This is a genomic window from Paenibacillus sp. FSL K6-1566 (genome assembly GCF_038050475.1).
GTDB lineage: Bacteria > Bacillota > Bacilli > Paenibacillales > Paenibacillaceae > Paenibacillus_AQ > Paenibacillus_AQ lactis.
The window spans coordinates 2646236-2661818 of sequence record NZ_JBBOSR010000001.1; the positions used below are offsets into that span (position 1 = coordinate 2646236).

The 15583-nt window shown below is 53.1% G+C and carries 18 protein-coding genes; 11 read left to right on the plus strand and 7 right to left on the minus strand.

All coding sequences use genetic code 11. From position 1 onward, the window contains the following. Positions 1 to 40 precede the first annotated feature (40 nt). The 4 genes from NST08_RS11540 (at position 41) to NST08_RS11555 (ending at position 3896) form a co-directional block, all read left to right on the plus strand. Positions 41 to 1168 (plus strand): MBL fold metallo-hydrolase, encoded by a 1128-nt coding sequence (locus NST08_RS11540; protein WP_341341768.1) that lies wholly within the window; start codon positions 41 to 43, stop codon positions 1166 to 1168. 105 nt (positions 1169 to 1273) lie between these two features. Then, positions 1274 to 2056 carry a sulfite exporter TauE/SafE family protein gene (locus NST08_RS11545; protein ID WP_341341769.1) on the plus strand — a complete coding sequence of 261 codons (783 nt, stop codon included), beginning with the start codon at positions 1274 to 1276 and terminating at the stop codon, positions 2054 to 2056. A gap of 174 nt (positions 2057 to 2230) precedes the next feature. Beyond that, positions 2231 to 2836 carry a methyltransferase domain-containing protein gene (locus NST08_RS11550; protein ID WP_341341770.1) on the plus strand — a complete coding sequence of 202 codons (606 nt, stop codon included), beginning with the start codon at positions 2231 to 2233 and terminating at the stop codon, positions 2834 to 2836. A 58-nt stretch (positions 2837 to 2894) separates the two neighbouring features. Further along, positions 2895 to 3896: a phosphotransferase gene (locus NST08_RS11555; RefSeq protein ID WP_341341771.1), complete on the plus strand. Its 1002-nt coding sequence runs from the start codon at positions 2895 to 2897 to the stop codon at positions 3894 to 3896. On the opposite strand, the gene NST08_RS11560 is transcribed toward NST08_RS11555, so the two are convergent. From NST08_RS11560 to NST08_RS11590, 7 genes are all read right to left on the minus strand, one after another. Further along, positions 3844 to 4146 carry a cysteine-rich CWC family protein gene (locus NST08_RS11560; protein WP_338112048.1) on the minus strand — a complete coding sequence of 101 codons (303 nt, stop codon included), beginning with the start codon at positions 4144 to 4146 and terminating at the stop codon, positions 3844 to 3846. The two genes, NST08_RS11555 and NST08_RS11560, sit on opposite strands and share 53 nt — an antisense overlap. Positions 4147 to 4304: 158 nt before the next feature. After that, positions 4305 to 4910 (minus strand): YjgB family protein, encoded by a 606-nt coding sequence (locus NST08_RS11565; RefSeq protein ID WP_007129936.1) that lies wholly within the window; start codon positions 4908 to 4910, stop codon positions 4305 to 4307. 367 nt (positions 4911 to 5277) lie between these two features. Continuing rightward, positions 5278 to 5556 (minus strand): YxcD family protein, encoded by a 279-nt coding sequence (locus tag NST08_RS11570; RefSeq protein ID WP_007129937.1) that lies wholly within the window; start codon positions 5554 to 5556, stop codon positions 5278 to 5280. 3 nt (positions 5557 to 5559) lie between these two features. After that, entirely contained in the window at positions 5560 to 6030 is a 471-nt protein-coding gene (locus NST08_RS11575) for a hypothetical protein (protein WP_007129938.1), read from the minus strand. Between the two features lie 80 nt (positions 6031 to 6110). Further along, the gene (locus NST08_RS11580) at positions 6111 to 6668 is read right to left on the minus strand and encodes a PadR family transcriptional regulator (protein WP_341341772.1); all 558 of its coding nucleotides are present in this window, start codon (positions 6666 to 6668) and stop codon (positions 6111 to 6113) included. A gap of 203 nt (positions 6669 to 6871) precedes the next feature. Continuing rightward, positions 6872 to 7441, minus strand: coding sequence for a beta-class carbonic anhydrase (locus NST08_RS11585; protein ID WP_007129940.1), 570 nt, complete (start codon positions 7439 to 7441; stop codon positions 6872 to 6874). Positions 7442 to 7475: 34 nt separating this feature from the next. Next, complete coding sequence (locus NST08_RS11590; RefSeq protein WP_341341773.1) at positions 7476 to 7805, minus strand: iron-sulfur cluster biosynthesis family protein; 330 nt, start codon at positions 7803 to 7805, stop codon at positions 7476 to 7478. A 135-nt stretch (positions 7806 to 7940) separates the two neighbouring features. Between NST08_RS11590 and NST08_RS11595 the strand changes: the two genes are divergently transcribed. The 7 genes from NST08_RS11595 (at position 7941) to NST08_RS11625 (ending at position 15534) form a co-directional block, all read left to right on the plus strand. Next, entirely contained in the window at positions 7941 to 9458 is a 1518-nt protein-coding gene (locus tag NST08_RS11595) for a carboxypeptidase M32 (RefSeq protein ID WP_341341774.1), read from the plus strand. 247 nt (positions 9459 to 9705) lie between these two features. Next, positions 9706 to 10713, plus strand: coding sequence for an ABC transporter substrate-binding protein (locus tag NST08_RS11600; RefSeq protein ID WP_028403555.1), 1008 nt, complete (start codon positions 9706 to 9708; stop codon positions 10711 to 10713). Positions 10714 to 10753: 40 nt separating this feature from the next. Next, on the plus strand, positions 10754 to 11527 hold the full coding sequence (locus NST08_RS11605) for an ABC transporter ATP-binding protein (protein ID WP_007129944.1): 774 nt from the start codon (positions 10754 to 10756) through the stop codon (positions 11525 to 11527). Next, positions 11494 to 12372 (plus strand): ABC transporter permease, encoded by an 879-nt coding sequence (locus tag NST08_RS11610; protein WP_050954024.1) that lies wholly within the window; start codon positions 11494 to 11496, stop codon positions 12370 to 12372. Before NST08_RS11605 ends, NST08_RS11610 begins: the two co-directional genes overlap by 34 nt. Positions 12373 to 12493: 121 nt before the next feature. Continuing rightward, a complete protein-coding gene (locus NST08_RS11615; protein WP_341342624.1) occupies positions 12494 to 13474 on the plus strand; it encodes an aromatic acid exporter family protein in 981 nt (326 codons plus the stop codon). 129 nt (positions 13475 to 13603) lie between these two features. Next, positions 13604 to 14170, plus strand: coding sequence for an outer spore coat protein CotE (locus tag NST08_RS11620; RefSeq protein WP_007129947.1), 567 nt, complete (start codon positions 13604 to 13606; stop codon positions 14168 to 14170). A gap of 107 nt (positions 14171 to 14277) precedes the next feature. Next, complete coding sequence (locus NST08_RS11625; RefSeq protein ID WP_251536811.1) at positions 14278 to 15534, plus strand: putative amidoligase domain-containing protein; 1257 nt, start codon at positions 14278 to 14280, stop codon at positions 15532 to 15534. Positions 15535 to 15583 lie beyond the last annotated feature (49 nt).

Below are 15583 nucleotides of genomic sequence, written 5' to 3' on the forward strand. Positions count from 1 at the left end.
GATGAATAACCAAACCTAACAATAGAGAGGAAGATACAGGATGGCAATTAGAGCTATGCTTCCGCAGGAAGCGGCAGAGAAGGCAATTCGCAAGGAGCCGTTATTCATTCTTGATGTTCGCAACCCCGCCGATTTTGCAGATTGGAAGATCGAGGGCGAACGATTCAAGCATCTCAACATTCCGTATTACGAGCTGATCGACGGGGTGGAGGAAATATTGGAGCAACTTCCGGCAGAAGAAGAGATTGTGGTCGTTTGCGCCAAGGAAGGCTCGTCCGTTATGGTCGCCGAATTGCTGGCCGAGCAGGGACGGAACGCTGCTTACTTGAAGGGAGGCATGAAAGCATGGAGCGAGCTTCTCATGCCGTTTAAAATCGGAGATTTGAAGGAAGGCGGCGAATTGTACCAGTTCGTTCGGATCGGCAAAGGGTGCCTGTCGTACATGTTGGTGTCCGGCCATGAAGCCGCTTTGTTCGACGCGACACGGATGACCGAGGTATATGCTGATTTCGCTGCAAAAATGAATGTGCAGATCAAGCACGTCTTGGATACGCATCTGCATGCCGATCATATTTCGGGCGGGCGAGCCATCGCCGAGGCTGCAGGCGCAAAGTACTGGCTGCCTGCAAAGGACGCCGGAGAGGCGGCATTCAAGTATGAGCCGCTCGAAGACGGGGACGAGATTCTGCTTGGGAGCAGCGTGATCCGGATCGAAGCGCTCCATACCCCTGGTCATACGGCTGGTTCTACCTCATTCCTAATCGATGATCAATATTTGCTGACCGGAGATATCCTGTTCATCGATTCGATCGGCCGTCCGGACCTTGCTGGACATGCGGAGGATTGGGCGGGAGATTTGAGGAAGACGCTGTACTCCATATATAAGGAGCTGTCCGGGGAGCTAGTCGTGCTGCCGGCTCACTTCATGATCATGGACGAGCTGAACGCGGATGGGACTGTAGCGAAGAAGCTTGGCGAGCTGTTTGAAGAAAACCATGGTCTGAACATCCGGGATGAGGAGGAATTCAGATTGCTGGTCACGAAGAGCCTGCCGCAGCAGCCGAACGCCTACTTGGAGATCCGGCAGACCAATATGGGAATGATGCAGCCGAATGCGGAGCAGCAGCGGGACATGGAGATTGGGCCGAACCGATGCGCGGTTCGGTAATAAGGGCATGGAAATATGACCGTGTAAACGGTCATGCCTGATTGCAAAAGCGAAAAGGGAACCGGATGACGGTTCCCTTTTTTAAAGAATCAAGGGGGCAAGCACATGGAATGGACTGTAACTTACATCTTGGCGATATTCCTTATCGGTTTTATCGGTTCCTATATTTCGGGCATGGTAGGCATCGGCGGTTCCATCATCAAATACCCGATGCTGCTGTATATTCCGCCATTATTCGGCTTTGCGGCATTCACGGCGCACGAAGTATCCGGCATTAGTGCTGTACAGGTGTTTTTTGCCACGATCGGGGGCGTGTGGGCTTACCGGAAGGGCGGGTATTTGAATAAAACCTTAATCTTGTATATGGGTTCGGCGATTTTACTTGGCAGCCTATTTGGAGGCTTCGGTTCCAACCTTATGAGCGAAAGTTTCATCAATATCATGTACGGCATATTGGCATTGCTTGCTGCCGTCATGATGCTGATCCCCAAGAGGGGAGTGGACGAAATTCCGCTGGATCAGGTGACGTTCAACAAATGGCTTGCAGCCGGACTGGCGCTTGCGGTCGGTATCGGCGCAGGGATCGTCGGGGCGGCAGGCGCGTTTTTGCTCGTGCCGTTGATGCTGGTCGTCCTGAAAATTCCGACGCGGATGACGATTGCCACTTCGCTCGCAATCACCTTCATCTCCTCCATCGGGTCAACGGCAGGCAAGCTTGCGACAGGGCAGGTCGATTACGGCCCGGCCGCCATTATGGTCATTGCCAGCCTGATCGCTTCCCCGCTTGGCGCTTCCGCCGGAAAGCGAATGAATACGCGTGTGCTGCAGTTGATCTTGGCCATTCTCATTTTGGCGACAGCTATTAAAATTTGGCTCGATATATTGTAGCTCCGCTGTATCTTAGTATAATGGCAATAACGGATTTACCGCTGAGGAAGGCGAGCTAAATGACCCGATGCAGCTGCAGGGTTTGCTCCTAATTTGGATATGATGGGAGCAGTCCTTCATTGAAGCGGCAAGATGAGAGCGATGGAATCCTAATAAGAAGGCGGGTGGTAGGAGATGAATCCGTGGAACGAGCGTTTCCAAGGAGAGGAATATGTATACGGAACGGAGCCGAACGCTTTTGTGGTCGACATGCAGAGCCGGCTTTCATTAACCGGCCAGACACTTGCGATTGCAGAAGGGGAAGGTCGAAATGCGGTATATCTGGCCGAGCAAGGTCACGATGTAACCGTGTGGGATTACGCAGAAGCGGGGCTGAACAAAGCGAATAAGCTTGCGAAGGAGAAGGGCGTTAAGATTGCTGCCCGTCTTCAGGATCTGGAGGATGCGGCGTGGACGCCGGATCAATGGGATCAGATCGTGTGCATATTCGGACATTTTCCGAAGGCGCTGCGCCTGCGAACCCTTCGTGGCGTTAAAGAAGCGGTGAAGCCGGGGGGGTATTTCATAACCGAAGTGTATTCGATGAACCAGATTCCGTATCAAAGCGGCGGTCCGCAGGAGATGGACATGCTGTATGAGCCGGAGGATTTTTTGCGGAGCTTTGCGGATTGGAGAATCATTCATTTTTTTATAGGAGAGGTTCATCGCAGCGAAGGAGCGCTGCATCAAGGCTTGTCCCATGTCATTCAATTTGCCGGGCAGAAGCCTGCTTTCACGTAAGCACCGGAGGAAAGGAATGTGAAGGGTGTTTTCAAAGATTAGGCAAGAATCTCATGTGATGATTGAACGTTTGATCCAACAGTTTTGGCCGGAGTGGGTCGGGACGGTCAGTCAAGGCGCGGGCGGCTGGAACAATACGACGCGTTTCATCCATCAAGCAGACCGCGGCTGCGTGCTGCGCATCTATAACACCCACCGCGACAAAGACAAAATCGAATTCGAGCTTGCCGTGCTGGAGTCACTGCGGCAGAGCAAGCTCTCCTTTGACACGCCGATGCCGATCCCCTCGGCAGCAGGGGAACGGATCGTGCAGCTCCCGGACGGAAGCGAACGATATGCGGTGGTGTTTGGATTCCTTGAAGGAGAGCGACCGGAAGGGAACAGCCTCCAAGCGGCTTATTCCTTCGGGGAGAAGACGGGAGAGCTATTGAAAGCATTGGGGCGGATTGACATACCCCGTCCTCCCGCATACCGGCCGTATTATGAACTGCTCCAGTCCTATCCCGCTTGCACGAGGGAAACGATCGAGGCGTTCTGTTTGCAGCCGGAACCGGCATTTCGCGATCTGCACCAGGAGCTTCTGCGGTTACTTGATGCGTACGACGACATCTGCGGCAGACTCGGAGAGCTGAGGAAGCTCCCGCAGCAGCTGGTCCACGGGGACCTCAATTTCTCCAATTTGCTGGTCGATCCCCGTCAGCCCGAGAAGGTTACGGCGCTGCTGGACTTTGAATTTTGCACCCGGGATGTCCGGGTGATGGAGCCGGCGGTGGCGATCTCCGGATTCCTTGGATTCGAGGAGGAGCGGGAGGCCATCAGCCGATTCTGCCAAGGATTCGGGAGCCGGATCCGCTTGAGTCCGGAAGAGATTGAGGCGATCCCGGTGTTAATCCGGCTGCGTATGGTGGATGTATTTCTCCACTTCATGAGCCGGTACCATGAAGGCACGGATAGTGCCGCGGTGCTGCAAGAGCAGGTCCCGATGCTGGCGTCAGGCTTGAGGCAGCTTACGGACAGCATGGCGTGGATCCGGGAAGCTGCGGCGAGGTTTCTGCTTTGATTGCTTGAAGACAGGATTTACAGATGCAGGTCCTTCCAGTGTATTCCGCGGGAACGCTATTCAAGACGCGATCCGGAAAGCTCTCCCTCATACACCAGCATTCATTTGCATCCGGGAGCTTCGCTGCGTATGCGCACTGATTGGGCTGCCGGCAAATCGGACAGGTCGTCTGATCGACGCCAGCCTCGTCTTTCGGCTCGACAGGTTTAGTATCCATTGAATAGGAGCACCTCGATTCATGGTTCATCATTCTTAAGCGTATTCGGATACGGCCACGTTGTCCAGTAAGATCTCTGGTATGCGAACCATCACAATAACCCGGCCCTTCACCATGGAAGAGCCGGGTTTCTTAGCATTTCGTCGGTCGGCAGAAGACAAAAGCGTTACGAGAGCCGCTGGGGGAGGGCGTTATTTTTTCAACAAATTGATATGATCCAAATCCGTGCTGCTGTTAAAGATGAACTCCAGCTTGTACGCACCCCGATGATAAGTGAGCTTGGTCTGCGTGATACCGCCGTTCTTGAACGTCGTGGTGGACGCTGGGGCATACCAGTTCTGCTTCAGCATCTTCATCGTAATGCCGCCGATATTCGTTTGCCGTTCCACATTCGTGCCGAAATAACGAATCTCCCGAATCTTGTTCAGCTTATATGAAATTGCGTAACCGGGATTACCCATATTCGCGCTATATAGATCAAAATCATCTGCATGCTTGCGCGAAATGGAAGGTTCTCCGATCGTGTTGATCACGTCCTGACGGGTGCTCTTGCCAACGGTCAGTCGGCCGACCACGCCGGGAAACTGGCCTTTCAAAGCGGGTTTATAGAAGCTGTTCAGCGTCTTTAACGCTTCCTTGGCTGCATAGCTGTCGGCAGCGGCTGCCTCGGTGTGCCCGGCCGCCTCGGCATGTGGCGCGGAAAAAACGGCCGGAGTGAATCCAAGCCCCGCCAAACCGACGGTCCCTGCCACCGTAAGTGCGATGACGGCTTTTGAAATACGCTGTTCGTTGTTCATGATGTATCCTCTCCTTGTAACATGACATTACCACAAGTGATCTTCTTTAAACAAAATCTATGTTTATCGTAGTGGAAGAGAGGAGGGATTGGGTTACGAATCCATGAAAATGAAATTTCAGAATTGTGACCAATGGATAAGGGAGTATACATAGGTATCGTAGGACCTCCCGTTCTGATGGATGTACTTCCGAAGGAGGCCTTCCTTCTCAAAGCCTAAGCGGTTGAGCAAGGCATGGGAAGCTTCGTTGTCGATCAATGCGCTTCCGTTTCGAGGATCGGAAACATGACTAACCTCCCGTTATAAAAAACTGCCGCTCCGCTAAAGAGCGAAGGGCAGTTTGGGTTGAATGAATGTTAAGGCTATGCTATTGCTGCACGATGGCGATAATTTCGTCTTCCAGCTCCAGTCTGACCTGTTCGCTGTATGCACGAATGTTATATTCGGAGTGCAGATAACGGAGGATGGCTTCGATCAGGTTCGCTTCGATCAAATACTGCGTTCTTCCGTTTACCCATACTTCCGCCGTATATCCGGTATCCTCATCCCAGCTCAGCTCGAGCGACACGTCCGTCGGTTTCACGCCTCTGCGCTCCGCCTGATGCAGGCAGACCGCATTGACGATTTCGTCCATGCTAAGAATCATGGCTTAGTACCTATTGTTGTTATTGTTGTAACGGTCATCATCATTACGATGATGCTCGACAGCCGGCTTGCGGCGGTTTCTCACGGCGCGTACAACCATCATGATCACCATGATGAGCGCCCAAATCGCAATGAGGTTGATCAGCAAGCCCATAATCTCGCCCATGAAGCCCATGCCTGCGAACATGCTGCCGAACAGGAGCCCTGCCAGACCGCCGATCATCAGGCCTTTCATCAAGCTGCCGCCGCTGAAGAATCCGCGGTTTGCTGTATTTCCTGCAGTAGTCCCGGATTTATTCGAGTTGCTCGTGCTGTTGGATTGCTGCACGTTGCTATCGTTCTTTTTCGGGGTGTTCGAGTAGGACTTCGGTCCGGATTTGAAACCGCCGCCTCTGCGGGCGTCTACGGAATCGACCGGCGCGAGCGCTACAAAGAACAGGGTAAACGCAACTAGAATCGTAAGTACTTTTTTCATCTTGTACTGTCGTACCTCCCGGTAATTAAAATTAGAGAATGATTCGTAATACGGACGGGTCACGATAAGGTTTCAAAAAATTAATCACCATGCTTCGCTGCCGCTGTACGCTGATGCTCCTTCAGCAAGCCAAGCACCCAGTCGCACCATTTCAGCTCCGTTTCGGCCATCATCAGGCCTTTGGTTGCCAAAATGTAATTGCTGAACGCTTTGCTTCCGATTTCCCGGGTATCCTCGGGGATCCCGGCCAGAATCTGCTCGAAGTAACGCTTCTTCTCTAAATAACTGCTTCTGCGGTCCTCGTAGATATCAATCGCGATGCCGATCTCGGTTAGCCACAGGCAGAAGGTGCGCAAAGAAAGCTCATCCTTGGTGACGGCAGGCGCAATGGGCTGGTACATCCATTCGCGCAGCTTTTGCATGCCTTTCTCCGTAATCGCATAAATCTTCTTGTCCGGTTTGTCGGTCTGCTGAACCCAATGCGAGGATAGCAGCTGCTTCTCTTCCATACTGGCAAGCAGAGGATAGATTTGACTGTGCTTGGCCTGCCAAAACGGTTGGATCCGAAGCATGAGGTCATACCCCGACGACTCTCTTCTGGCGAGCAACCCTAACAAGCCGTATGACAACGTATTCATGGACATAACTCCCTTTGAAACGCATATCGTGGACACAAGGCAATGATGTTCATTGACTAGGGGTCCGATTGATAAAAAGTGTACACTGAAACTGTATGGTTTGACAACAGGGGAGAGGGGTTACGTGATGGTTTTTGGTAAAATTGTGACTAAAAAAGCACAAACGCAGCATGCGTTTGTGCTTGGAATTGACTTTTATTGCTTTATTTGCCTTCGTAACCATCGACAACAAGATCCAAAGCCCCGGTGTTCGGGTCGATGACCATGCCGTGTACCGCCACGCTTTTTGGCAGCAGCGGGTGGTTCTTGATAAGACTGACGGTGTTCCGCACGCCCTCGGTTACGTTATCGAAGCCGCGAAGCCATTTCGTGAGCCGAATGCCTGAATTTTCAAGGGTGGAGAGTACTTCGTCCGAAATGCCGCGCTCTTTCATATGGGAGATCATGACGTCAGCATCCAGCGCAGCCATGCCGCAGTCATGGTGACCGACGATGATCACTTCCTCAGCTTGAAGCTCATACAGCGCGACCAGGACGCTTCGCATGACGCTGCCGAATGGCTGGGAGATGATGGCACCGGCGTTCTTTATGATTTTGACATCGCCGTTCTTGAAATTCATTGCTTTCGGAAGCAGCTCAACCAGTCTTGTATCCATACAGGTTACAACGACGAGCTTCTTATCAGGGAAGCGGTCGGTCAGGTAAGGCTCATACTCTTTCTTCTCTACAAAGCTGCGGTTATGCTCCAGAATGCGGTCCAAATGTTTTTCCATAGGGTATCTCTCCTTCTGTATCTAAGAGTTAGGTTTAAATACGGGTGTCGGTTGCTATGATATTTGTTCCATACGTCTGATTGCGGCTTGTGAGACGAAAACTAGCGGTGCCGGCGTGCAAGTCCAGCTTAAGCTCTTCCTCGAAAAAAACCTCCTGCTTGCCATGAATGACCAGAGGGATCGAGGCGTTTGTTTGAATCACGGTATCGCCGTCGGCAGCACCGTCCACGACCTGCAGTCCCGGGACGCCGTTAACGGCACATCCGCAGCCCTCGGTATCATAGATCAGTCTCACGGCCCCAGGCCTGCTCCCGAGCATTTCCTTCAGCTTCAGGTCGGCCTCAGGGGATAGTTGGATGATCACAGTTCTAGGCCTCCCTCTATGCAGCATCTGATTTTGCTGTTTCTGAAAGTTGATTATATACCTAGCAGAACGTATCATCAATAGAGTAGTTATGAATCCAATCCAAAAAAATTTAAAAGAGCAGGTGAGCTGATTATGGAAGTGCAGGTATCTCAGCAATGGGAGCAGTTTCAGCAATTGATACGCAAAATCATGAGCTATTATGAAGCGCTCGGGGTCCTTCACTGGGATCTGCGGACAGGCGCCCCGCGCAAAGGCACGGACATCCGCTCGGAGACGATCGGCATATTATCGACGGAAGCTTTTAAACTGCAGGTCTCGGAGGAGATGGGACAGTTTCTGCAGTTTTTTGCGGATCCGAAGCACGAGGGGCAGCTGGACGAACGCCAACGCCGCATGGTAGCAGAGATACGCAAGCTCTATGAGCAGAACAAATCGATTCCGCCGGAACGCTTTAAGGAGTACTCCATTCTTGCCTCACAGTCGGAGACGAAGTGGGAGGAAGCCAAGAAGAACAGCGATTTCGCCGGATTCGAACCATACTTAACGAAGATCGTGGCATTCAAGCAGGAGTTTATCGACTATTGGGGAGTGAAAAGCACCCGATATGACACGCTTCTGGATATGTATGAGCCGGATTTGACGGTGGAGAAAGTGGACGCGATCTTTGACCGGCTTAAAGCTCGGCTTGTGCCGCTTGTGCATGCGGTTTCGGAATCGTCCTTCAAACCGGAGACCGGCTTTCTGAAGCAGCTGTTCGATATCGGCCAGCAGGATAAATTCAGCAGGTTCCTGCTTGGGCAGATGGGATATGACTTTGAGGCCGGCCGGCTTGATGAGAGCGTCCATCCGTTCGCTACCGGACTCAATCCCGGCGATGTCCGGATCACGACCCATTATTTGCAGGATGACGTTCTAAGCGCGGTGTTCAGCTCCCTGCATGAAGGCGGTCACGCCTTGTACGAGCAAAACATCGACAAGAGCTTGGCGGGCACGCCGCTGTCTTCAGGGGCATCGATGGGCATCCACGAGTCCCAGTCGCGCTTATGGGAAAACATGATCGGTCGCAGCCGGCCGTTCTGGCGCCGATACTTCGGCGATCTTCAGCAGCATTTCCCTGAACAGCTGAAGGATGTTTCGTTGGAGGATTTCTATCTGGCCGTCAATAAAGTCGAGAACTCCCTGATCCGGATCGAGGCCGATGAGCTGACGTATAATCTCCATATCATTATCCGTTATGAGATCGAGAAGCAGCTCTTTAACGAAGGGCTTTCCGTGAAGGAGCTTCCGGAAGTATGGAATGCGAAGTACAAGGAGTATCTTGGCATCATGCCTCCGAATGACGGACTCGGCGTCCTTCAGGATGTGCATTGGTCCGGCGGGGATTTCGGTTATTTCGCTTCGTACTCGCTCGGTAATATGTACGCAGCGCAAATGCTGCATACGCTCCGCAAGGAAATGCCGAATCTCGATGAGCTGATCGAGCAAGGAAATTTGGCGCCGATCAAGGAATGGCTGACGGAGAAAGTCTACCGGTTTGGAAAAACGGAGACCCCTTCGGAAATTATTTTGCGTGTAACCGGTGAAGAACTGAATCCGGACTACTTGGCCGACTATTTGGAGGCAAAATATAAAGAGATTTATAAGCTTTAATCTCAACATAAACAAGAAGCCGTATCACGGTTCCCGAAGAAATGAGCGTTAACGGGACGGTACGGATGAATTGAATGAAGCATGATAAGAAGCGGCGGTGCATAGGGATGATGTCCCAGCACCGCCGTTTTTTATGGTGAAAGAGCACGATTGCGGTCCTTCCACCTCTATGATGGCTAGTTAACCATTGGGCGAGTGGGTGCATATGCTGAAATGAAACGGTAGGTTAAGGGAATGGAGGGGTAGCATGAAGCGTCGAATATGGCGGGCGCTGGCGGCAAGCCTGCTGCTTGTGTGTGCCGCAGCGCTGGCAGGATGCGGAGGCGGCAGCGGCTCGGCAACGAAGGTCAAGGTGGGCGAAGTCACGCGCTCGATTTTCTATGCTCCGCAGTATGTCGCACTGGAGAAAGGTTTTTTCAAGGAAGAGGGGCTTGATGTCGAGCTGCAGACGACTCCCGGCGGCGATAAAACGATGACGGCGCTCCTGTCGGGGGCCATCGATGTTGCGCTTGTCGGGTCGGAAACTTCCATTTATGTGTATCAGCAGGGCTCGGAGGATCCGGTGATCAACTTCGGGCAGGTGACGCAGACGGACGGCACGTTTCTCATGGCGCGGAACGAAGGCGGCGAATTTGATTGGGATCAGCTGAAGGGGAGCGTGTTCCTCGGCCAGCGCAAAGGCGGGATGCCGCAGATGGCCGGAGAATTTACGCTGAAGAAAAAAGGCATCGATCCCCATGCCGATCTGGAGCTGATTCAGAATATTGATTTTGCAAACATCGCCTCGGCTTATGCCTCGGGGACAGGGGAATACGTGCAGCTGTTTGAGCCGCAAGCCTCGATATTCGAGAAAGAAGGGCGCGGCAAGGTGGTGGCATCCTTCGGCGTCGAGAGCGGAAACTTGCCGTACACCGTGTTCATGACCAAGCAAAGCTACATCGATAACCATGAGGCTACAGTGCAAAAATTTACGAATGCTCTATATAAAGCCCAGCAGTGGGTGGACGCAAACAGTCCGGAGGACATCGCCGATGCAATCATGCCGTATTTCAAGGACAGCGACCGGGATATCGTCGTCTCGTCTGTGAAGCGTTATAAGGAGCAGGGCAGCTTTGCGACGGATCCGATCGTGGATGAAGCCGAATGGAACAATCTGCTTGACGTCATGGAACAGGCGGGGGAGCTGAAGGAGCGGGTCGCACCTGACAAAATCGTCAACAACAGCTTTGCGGAGAAGGCCAAACAGGCAAAGTAGCGTTTCATCTCCCATCCATGGAATGAAAGGAGAGAGCACCATGGTACCGGTAGTAGAACTGAACGATATCACGCATGTATACGTGACGGATCGGGAAGCCTCTCTGGCTGTGGAAGGAATTGATTTGAGCGTCGAGCCGGGCGAGTTCGTCAGCTTGGTCGGGCCGAGCGGCTGCGGCAAGACAACGATATTGTCCGTCATTGCCGGTCTGCTCCAGCCTACGAAAGGAACGGCGATCGTCAACGGCAAGCAGGTCAGCGGCCCGTCGCCGGAAGTCGGCTATATGCTTCAGCAGGATTACTTATTCCCGTGGCGGACCATCATGGACAACGCCTTGATCGGATTGGAATTGACGGAGCGTCTGAATCCGGACAGCCGGAGCGAGGTGCAAAGCCTGCTGAAGGAGATGGGGCTTGCGGGCAGCGGTCCATTGTACCCGGCCCAGCTATCGGGAGGCATGAGACAGCGGGTAGCCCTGGTGCGTACGCTGGCGACAGATCCGGGGCTGCTGCTGCTCGACGAGCCTTTCTCCGCGCTGGATTATCAGACCAAGCTGCAGCTGGAGGACCTGATTGTCGAGACGCTGAGGGAGCGGGGAAAAACCGCGATCCTGGTAACCCATGACTTGTCCGAAGCGATCGCCATGAGCGACCGGGTCGTCCTGCTGAACCGCAATCCGGGACGCATTCACCGCATGTTCGCAGTGCCGGAGAACATAAGGGCTGTACAGCCGTTTTATGCCCGCAAGGAACCGGGGTTTAATGAATTATTTCATGAAATATGGGGCGAAATGCAGCGAATCGGGAAGGAGTGAAGCCATTGACAACCAATCGAGAGCGGAAAGAGCCGGCTTCTTCTTCAAACCGCTGGCTCCAGGATATTTATGATAAGCATAGAAGGAAAAAGCGCAGCATCCAGAGCCGGGTGCTCACCGTCCAGCTCAGCTTGCTGCTCCTGTTCTTCGCGTGGTGGGAGGCGGCGGGCAGAATGAAGTGGATCGATGTCCTCCTCTTCAGTTATCCAACCAAAATCTTCTCGAATATTTGGGATAACATCGTGACCGGGGAGCTGTGGGGTCATCTGGGGATTACCGTCGGAGAGACCGTTGTCGGATTTCTTCTGGGGACCCTGGTCGGCACCCTGCTTGCGGTCATCATCTGGTGGTCGCCTTTCTTGAACAAGGTGCTCGATCCTTACATGGTTGTATTCAACAGTATGCCGAAGGTGGCGCTGGGGCCGATATTCATCGTCATGTTTGGCGCGGGATTTACGGCGATTGTCGTGACGACGCTGTCGATCACGGTGATTGTGACGACTCTCGTTGTATACAACAGCTTTAATGAGGTGGACTCCAATCTGATCAAGGTTGTCCGCACCTTCGGCGGCACGAAGCGGCAAGTATTCCAGCGCGTCATTCTGCCTGCTTCCTATCCGGCTATCGTATCGACCTTGAAGGTAAATGTGGGCATGGCCTGGGTTGGCGTGATCGTAGGTGAGTTCCTGGTTGCGAAATCCGGGCTTGGATATTTGATTATGTACGGATTTCAGGTATTCAACTTCACGCTCGTGCTGTCGAGTCTCCTCATTATTGCAGTCGTGGCAACGGCGATGTACCAAATCGTCGTATATATTGAAAGAAAGCTGCTGGCCCACAGGTAGCATCACGTTCAAAGACTCGCTTCCACGGCAGAGGCTGAAGCCGGTTGTGAATGACATGAAAATAGGCTAGGATGGAACAAGATTGAACTTGATTATCCACGCTTGGGGGCTTTTGATTTTCATGGGATTTCGTGTCATTAAAACCGCTGTGGCAAGTCTGCTTGCCATCCTAATAACCGATGCTTTCAATATACCGGGGGCTACGTCCGCCGGTCTTCTTGCGATCCTTGGCGTCGACGTCACCCGCAAGCGCAGCGTTATCTCCATCTCGTCGCGTTTCTTTGCGTCGCTGCTGGGGCTGGCGCTGGCTTGTATTTTATTCTATCTGCTCGGGTTCCATTATTGGGTACTGGCGCTATACATACTGCTCGCCTTTCCTCTCATATCGAGGGCGAATTTCAAGGAAGGCATCGTCACCAGCTCGGTTGTTGTGTTCCGGGTGTTCCAGGGAGAAGAGATTGCGCCGGACATTATGCTCACTCAGGTTGCGCTGCTCGTGATCGGACTGGGCTCCGCGATGCTTGTGAATCTGGTGTACATGCCCAATAGCGAAGGAACCATGATGGACATCCGGCGTAAGGTGGACGGGCTGTTATCCGTGATCTTCAGTCATTTCTCCCTGACTTTAAGAGATCCGGAGCATATCTGGGACGGAAAGGAAATGATCGAGGCCAACCGTCAGATCGACCGGGGGATTGAGGAGGCGAAACGGGCATCGGAGAACCAGATGATCCATCCGGACGGAGCGTGGAACATCTATTTTTATATGAGAAAGGAACAGATGGAGAATATCCAGAGCATGATGCATCAAATCTCTCAGGTATACGAGAGGCTGCCGCACGGGATTCTCGCTGCCGAGGTATTCGAGCAATTAAGCAAGGATGTCATATCCGAGGGATATACCGGCAAATCGGAAGCTTTGCTTAATGAGCTGGAGGAACGTTTCAAGAAGATGGAGCTGCCGGCCACGAGGGAGGAGTTCGAGGTCCGGTCGGCGATTCTCCAGCTGTGCCGCGAGCTTGCTTATTATTTGAATATTTCAAAGAAATACAAGGCCCCTACGGCCAAAAAACCGCAGAAGCATGCGGGTTCCGCAGGCTGAATGCGATAATTCTGAACGTTTCTTTCAATTTTTTTGGCATCATCCGAATTTATTTGGACCACTTCATTCAACATTCGCCCATGTCGTGCATACACATGTATGGAATGAGTGTAAGGAGGAGGTTCGAAGATGTCATTGAGTCATAAACACCAATGTAGAGAAATCATCACGAAGGCGATCTGCGGCAAGGGTCGTAAGTTCTCTACCGTAACACATACCGTGACTCCGCCTAATAATCCGACCAGTATTTTGGGGGCTTGGATTATAAACCATCAATACGAGGCGGTTGCCGCCGGAGACGGAATTGAGGTTATTGGTACTTACGATGTGAACATCTGGTATTCCTATGACAAAAATTCGCAGACCGACGTGGCTAAAGAGACGGTATCTTATGTAGAACGCGTACCTCTCTCCTATCTGGATCCGAAGCATCGTGCTTCAACGGTTGAAGTGTCGGCGGAAGCGACACAGGAGCCGAGTTGTGTGGAAGCTAGCGTATCCTCCAATGGCACGAGTGTCATTCTACGGGTAGAGAGAGAGTTCGCGGTAGAGCTTGTTGCCGAGACGAAGGTGGTCGTCAAAGTGTGCAGCCACCATCACGGCGACTATGAAGACAAAGAGTTCGACTACGTCCTGGGAGACGGAGACGACGATTACGAAGACCTGGACTATGAAGGTCTGGAAGATGAATTGTAAGTTAACCCTCCATCAGGGAAGCTTATAATCCAGCATATGCGGTGAAAGCAGCTTTGCGGAGGGCGGATGCCCTCTTTTTTATTTTATTTTTGAGGGGGCCGGCTAATATGGCGCTGACCATGGGAACAGCAGGGGAACAACGCGGATTTGCCGTTCTTGACGGCTCTGCTGCAGCGCGCGCTGCGGCTAGATTGTCGAGAGCCGGCATACCGTGCCGGCTTACCGCAAGGCCCGAGCCGGCAGCCGGCTATGCGGCCAGATACTCGGTGCGCGTACGGGAGCTGACGGCCGAATGGATAAGGCATGATCAGACCGGAGGCGGCAGCACGCGCCATGAGCCGGAGCATGGCAGCGGAGGATATGCCGACGGCCTTCACCGGAGGCTGGAGAAGGCTGCAGTGCGTTCGCTGTACACATTGGGTGCCGAGGAAGGGGAAGTCGTTATCGCGGCTCGGCCCGGCCGCAGATATGTAGTGGAGGAAATTCGGCTCCATGGATCTCCCGGCCGGGCCGTTATGAGCGCCAAGGCTGCTCCAGCAGGACGGTACGATCGCCGGAGCTTGGGAGGTACGGAGGCGGGAGAGGGGAATCTGCTGCTCGGAATGGATCCCGAATTTATTCTGATGAAGGATAACGGGGAGATCGTCCACGCATCGGAGTTTATGCAGCGCGGGGGTCTGGCCGGTAGTGATGCCGTACGGTTTCGCGGAGAAGTCATTTACCCGCTGGCAGAGCTGCGGCCTGATCCCAAGGCGCAGCCGAAGGAGCTGATTCGCGAGCTGCAGCGGGCGATGCGTGAAGCGTATGCCCTCATAACGGACCGGACGCTGTCGTGGCGGGCGGGGGCATTGCCTTATAGGGATTTTCCGCTCGGCGGCCATATCCACTTCAGCGGCGTGCCGCTGAATATATCGCTTCTACAAGTGCTCGATAATTATTTGGCACTGCCGCTGGCTCTACTGGAAGACCCGCAGGGACGACAGCGCAGGCCGCGCTACGGCTTTCTGGGCGATTTTCGCCGCCAGCCGTACGGCGGATTCGAATACCGGACGCTCCCCAGCTTCCTGATCTCGCCCTTCGTGACCAAGTTTTCGCTAGCGATTGCATACTTGGCGGCCAAATACAGCGACCTGCTGCCTGCCAGGCCGCTGAATGCCGAGCGGTACCACCGCGCGTACTATGAAGGCGACAAGGCCGTGCTCAGGGAATGTGTTCCCGGCTGGCACCGGGATCTGTTAGCGCTGCCGGAATACCCGCAGTTTGCCTTCGAAATCGAAAAGGCGCTGTCGTATATCGAAAGCGGCCGGACGTGGGATGAGAGCAGGGATATCCGGCCGCTTTGGAATATTCCTTCGATGCCGTGAGACAAAGGATGCATTTCTGTTATAATAGAGTTCAGCTATAAACGGCATG

Excerpts from the sequence above, each read along its gene's own strand:
- NST08_RS11550 (WP_341341770.1), top strand. The coding sequence starts at position 2,231 with ATGAATCCGTGGAACGAGCGTTTCCAAGGAGAGGAATATGTATACGGA.
- NST08_RS11545 (WP_341341769.1), top strand. The coding sequence starts at position 1,274 with ATGGAATGGACTGTAACTTACATCTTGGCGATATTCCTTATCGGTTTT.
- NST08_RS11600 (WP_028403555.1), top strand. The coding sequence starts at position 9,706 with ATGAAGCGTCGAATATGGCGGGCGCTGGCGGCAAGCCTGCTGCTTGTG.
- NST08_RS11570 (WP_007129937.1), bottom strand. The coding sequence starts at position 5,556 with ATGATTCTTAGCATGGACGAAATCGTCAATGCGGTCTGCCTGCATCAG.
- NST08_RS11605 (WP_007129944.1), top strand. The coding sequence starts at position 10,754 with ATGGTACCGGTAGTAGAACTGAACGATATCACGCATGTATACGTGACG.
- NST08_RS11615 (WP_341342624.1), top strand. The coding sequence starts at position 12,494 with ATGGGATTTCGTGTCATTAAAACCGCTGTGGCAAGTCTGCTTGCCATC.
- NST08_RS11580 (WP_341341772.1), bottom strand. The coding sequence starts at position 6,668 with ATGAATACGTTGTCATACGGCTTGTTAGGGTTGCTCGCCAGAAGAGAG.
- NST08_RS11540 (WP_341341768.1), top strand. The coding sequence starts at position 41 with ATGGCAATTAGAGCTATGCTTCCGCAGGAAGCGGCAGAGAAGGCAATT.
- NST08_RS11560 (WP_338112048.1), bottom strand. The coding sequence starts at position 4,146 with ATGATGAACCATGAATCGAGGTGCTCCTATTCAATGGATACTAAACCT.
- NST08_RS11585 (WP_007129940.1), bottom strand. The coding sequence starts at position 7,441 with ATGGAAAAACATTTGGACCGCATTCTGGAGCATAACCGCAGCTTTGTA.
- NST08_RS11595 (WP_341341774.1), top strand. The coding sequence starts at position 7,941 with ATGGAAGTGCAGGTATCTCAGCAATGGGAGCAGTTTCAGCAATTGATA.
- NST08_RS11610 (WP_050954024.1), top strand. The coding sequence starts at position 11,494 with ATGGGGCGAAATGCAGCGAATCGGGAAGGAGTGAAGCCATTGACAACC.
- NST08_RS11565 (WP_007129936.1), bottom strand. The coding sequence starts at position 4,910 with ATGAACAACGAACAGCGTATTTCAAAAGCCGTCATCGCACTTACGGTG.
- NST08_RS11620 (WP_007129947.1), top strand. The coding sequence starts at position 13,604 with ATGTCATTGAGTCATAAACACCAATGTAGAGAAATCATCACGAAGGCG.
- NST08_RS11625 (WP_251536811.1), top strand. The coding sequence starts at position 14,278 with ATGGCGCTGACCATGGGAACAGCAGGGGAACAACGCGGATTTGCCGTT.
- NST08_RS11555 (WP_341341771.1), top strand. The coding sequence starts at position 2,895 with ATGATTGAACGTTTGATCCAACAGTTTTGGCCGGAGTGGGTCGGGACG.
- NST08_RS11575 (WP_007129938.1), bottom strand. The coding sequence starts at position 6,030 with ATGAAAAAAGTACTTACGATTCTAGTTGCGTTTACCCTGTTCTTTGTA.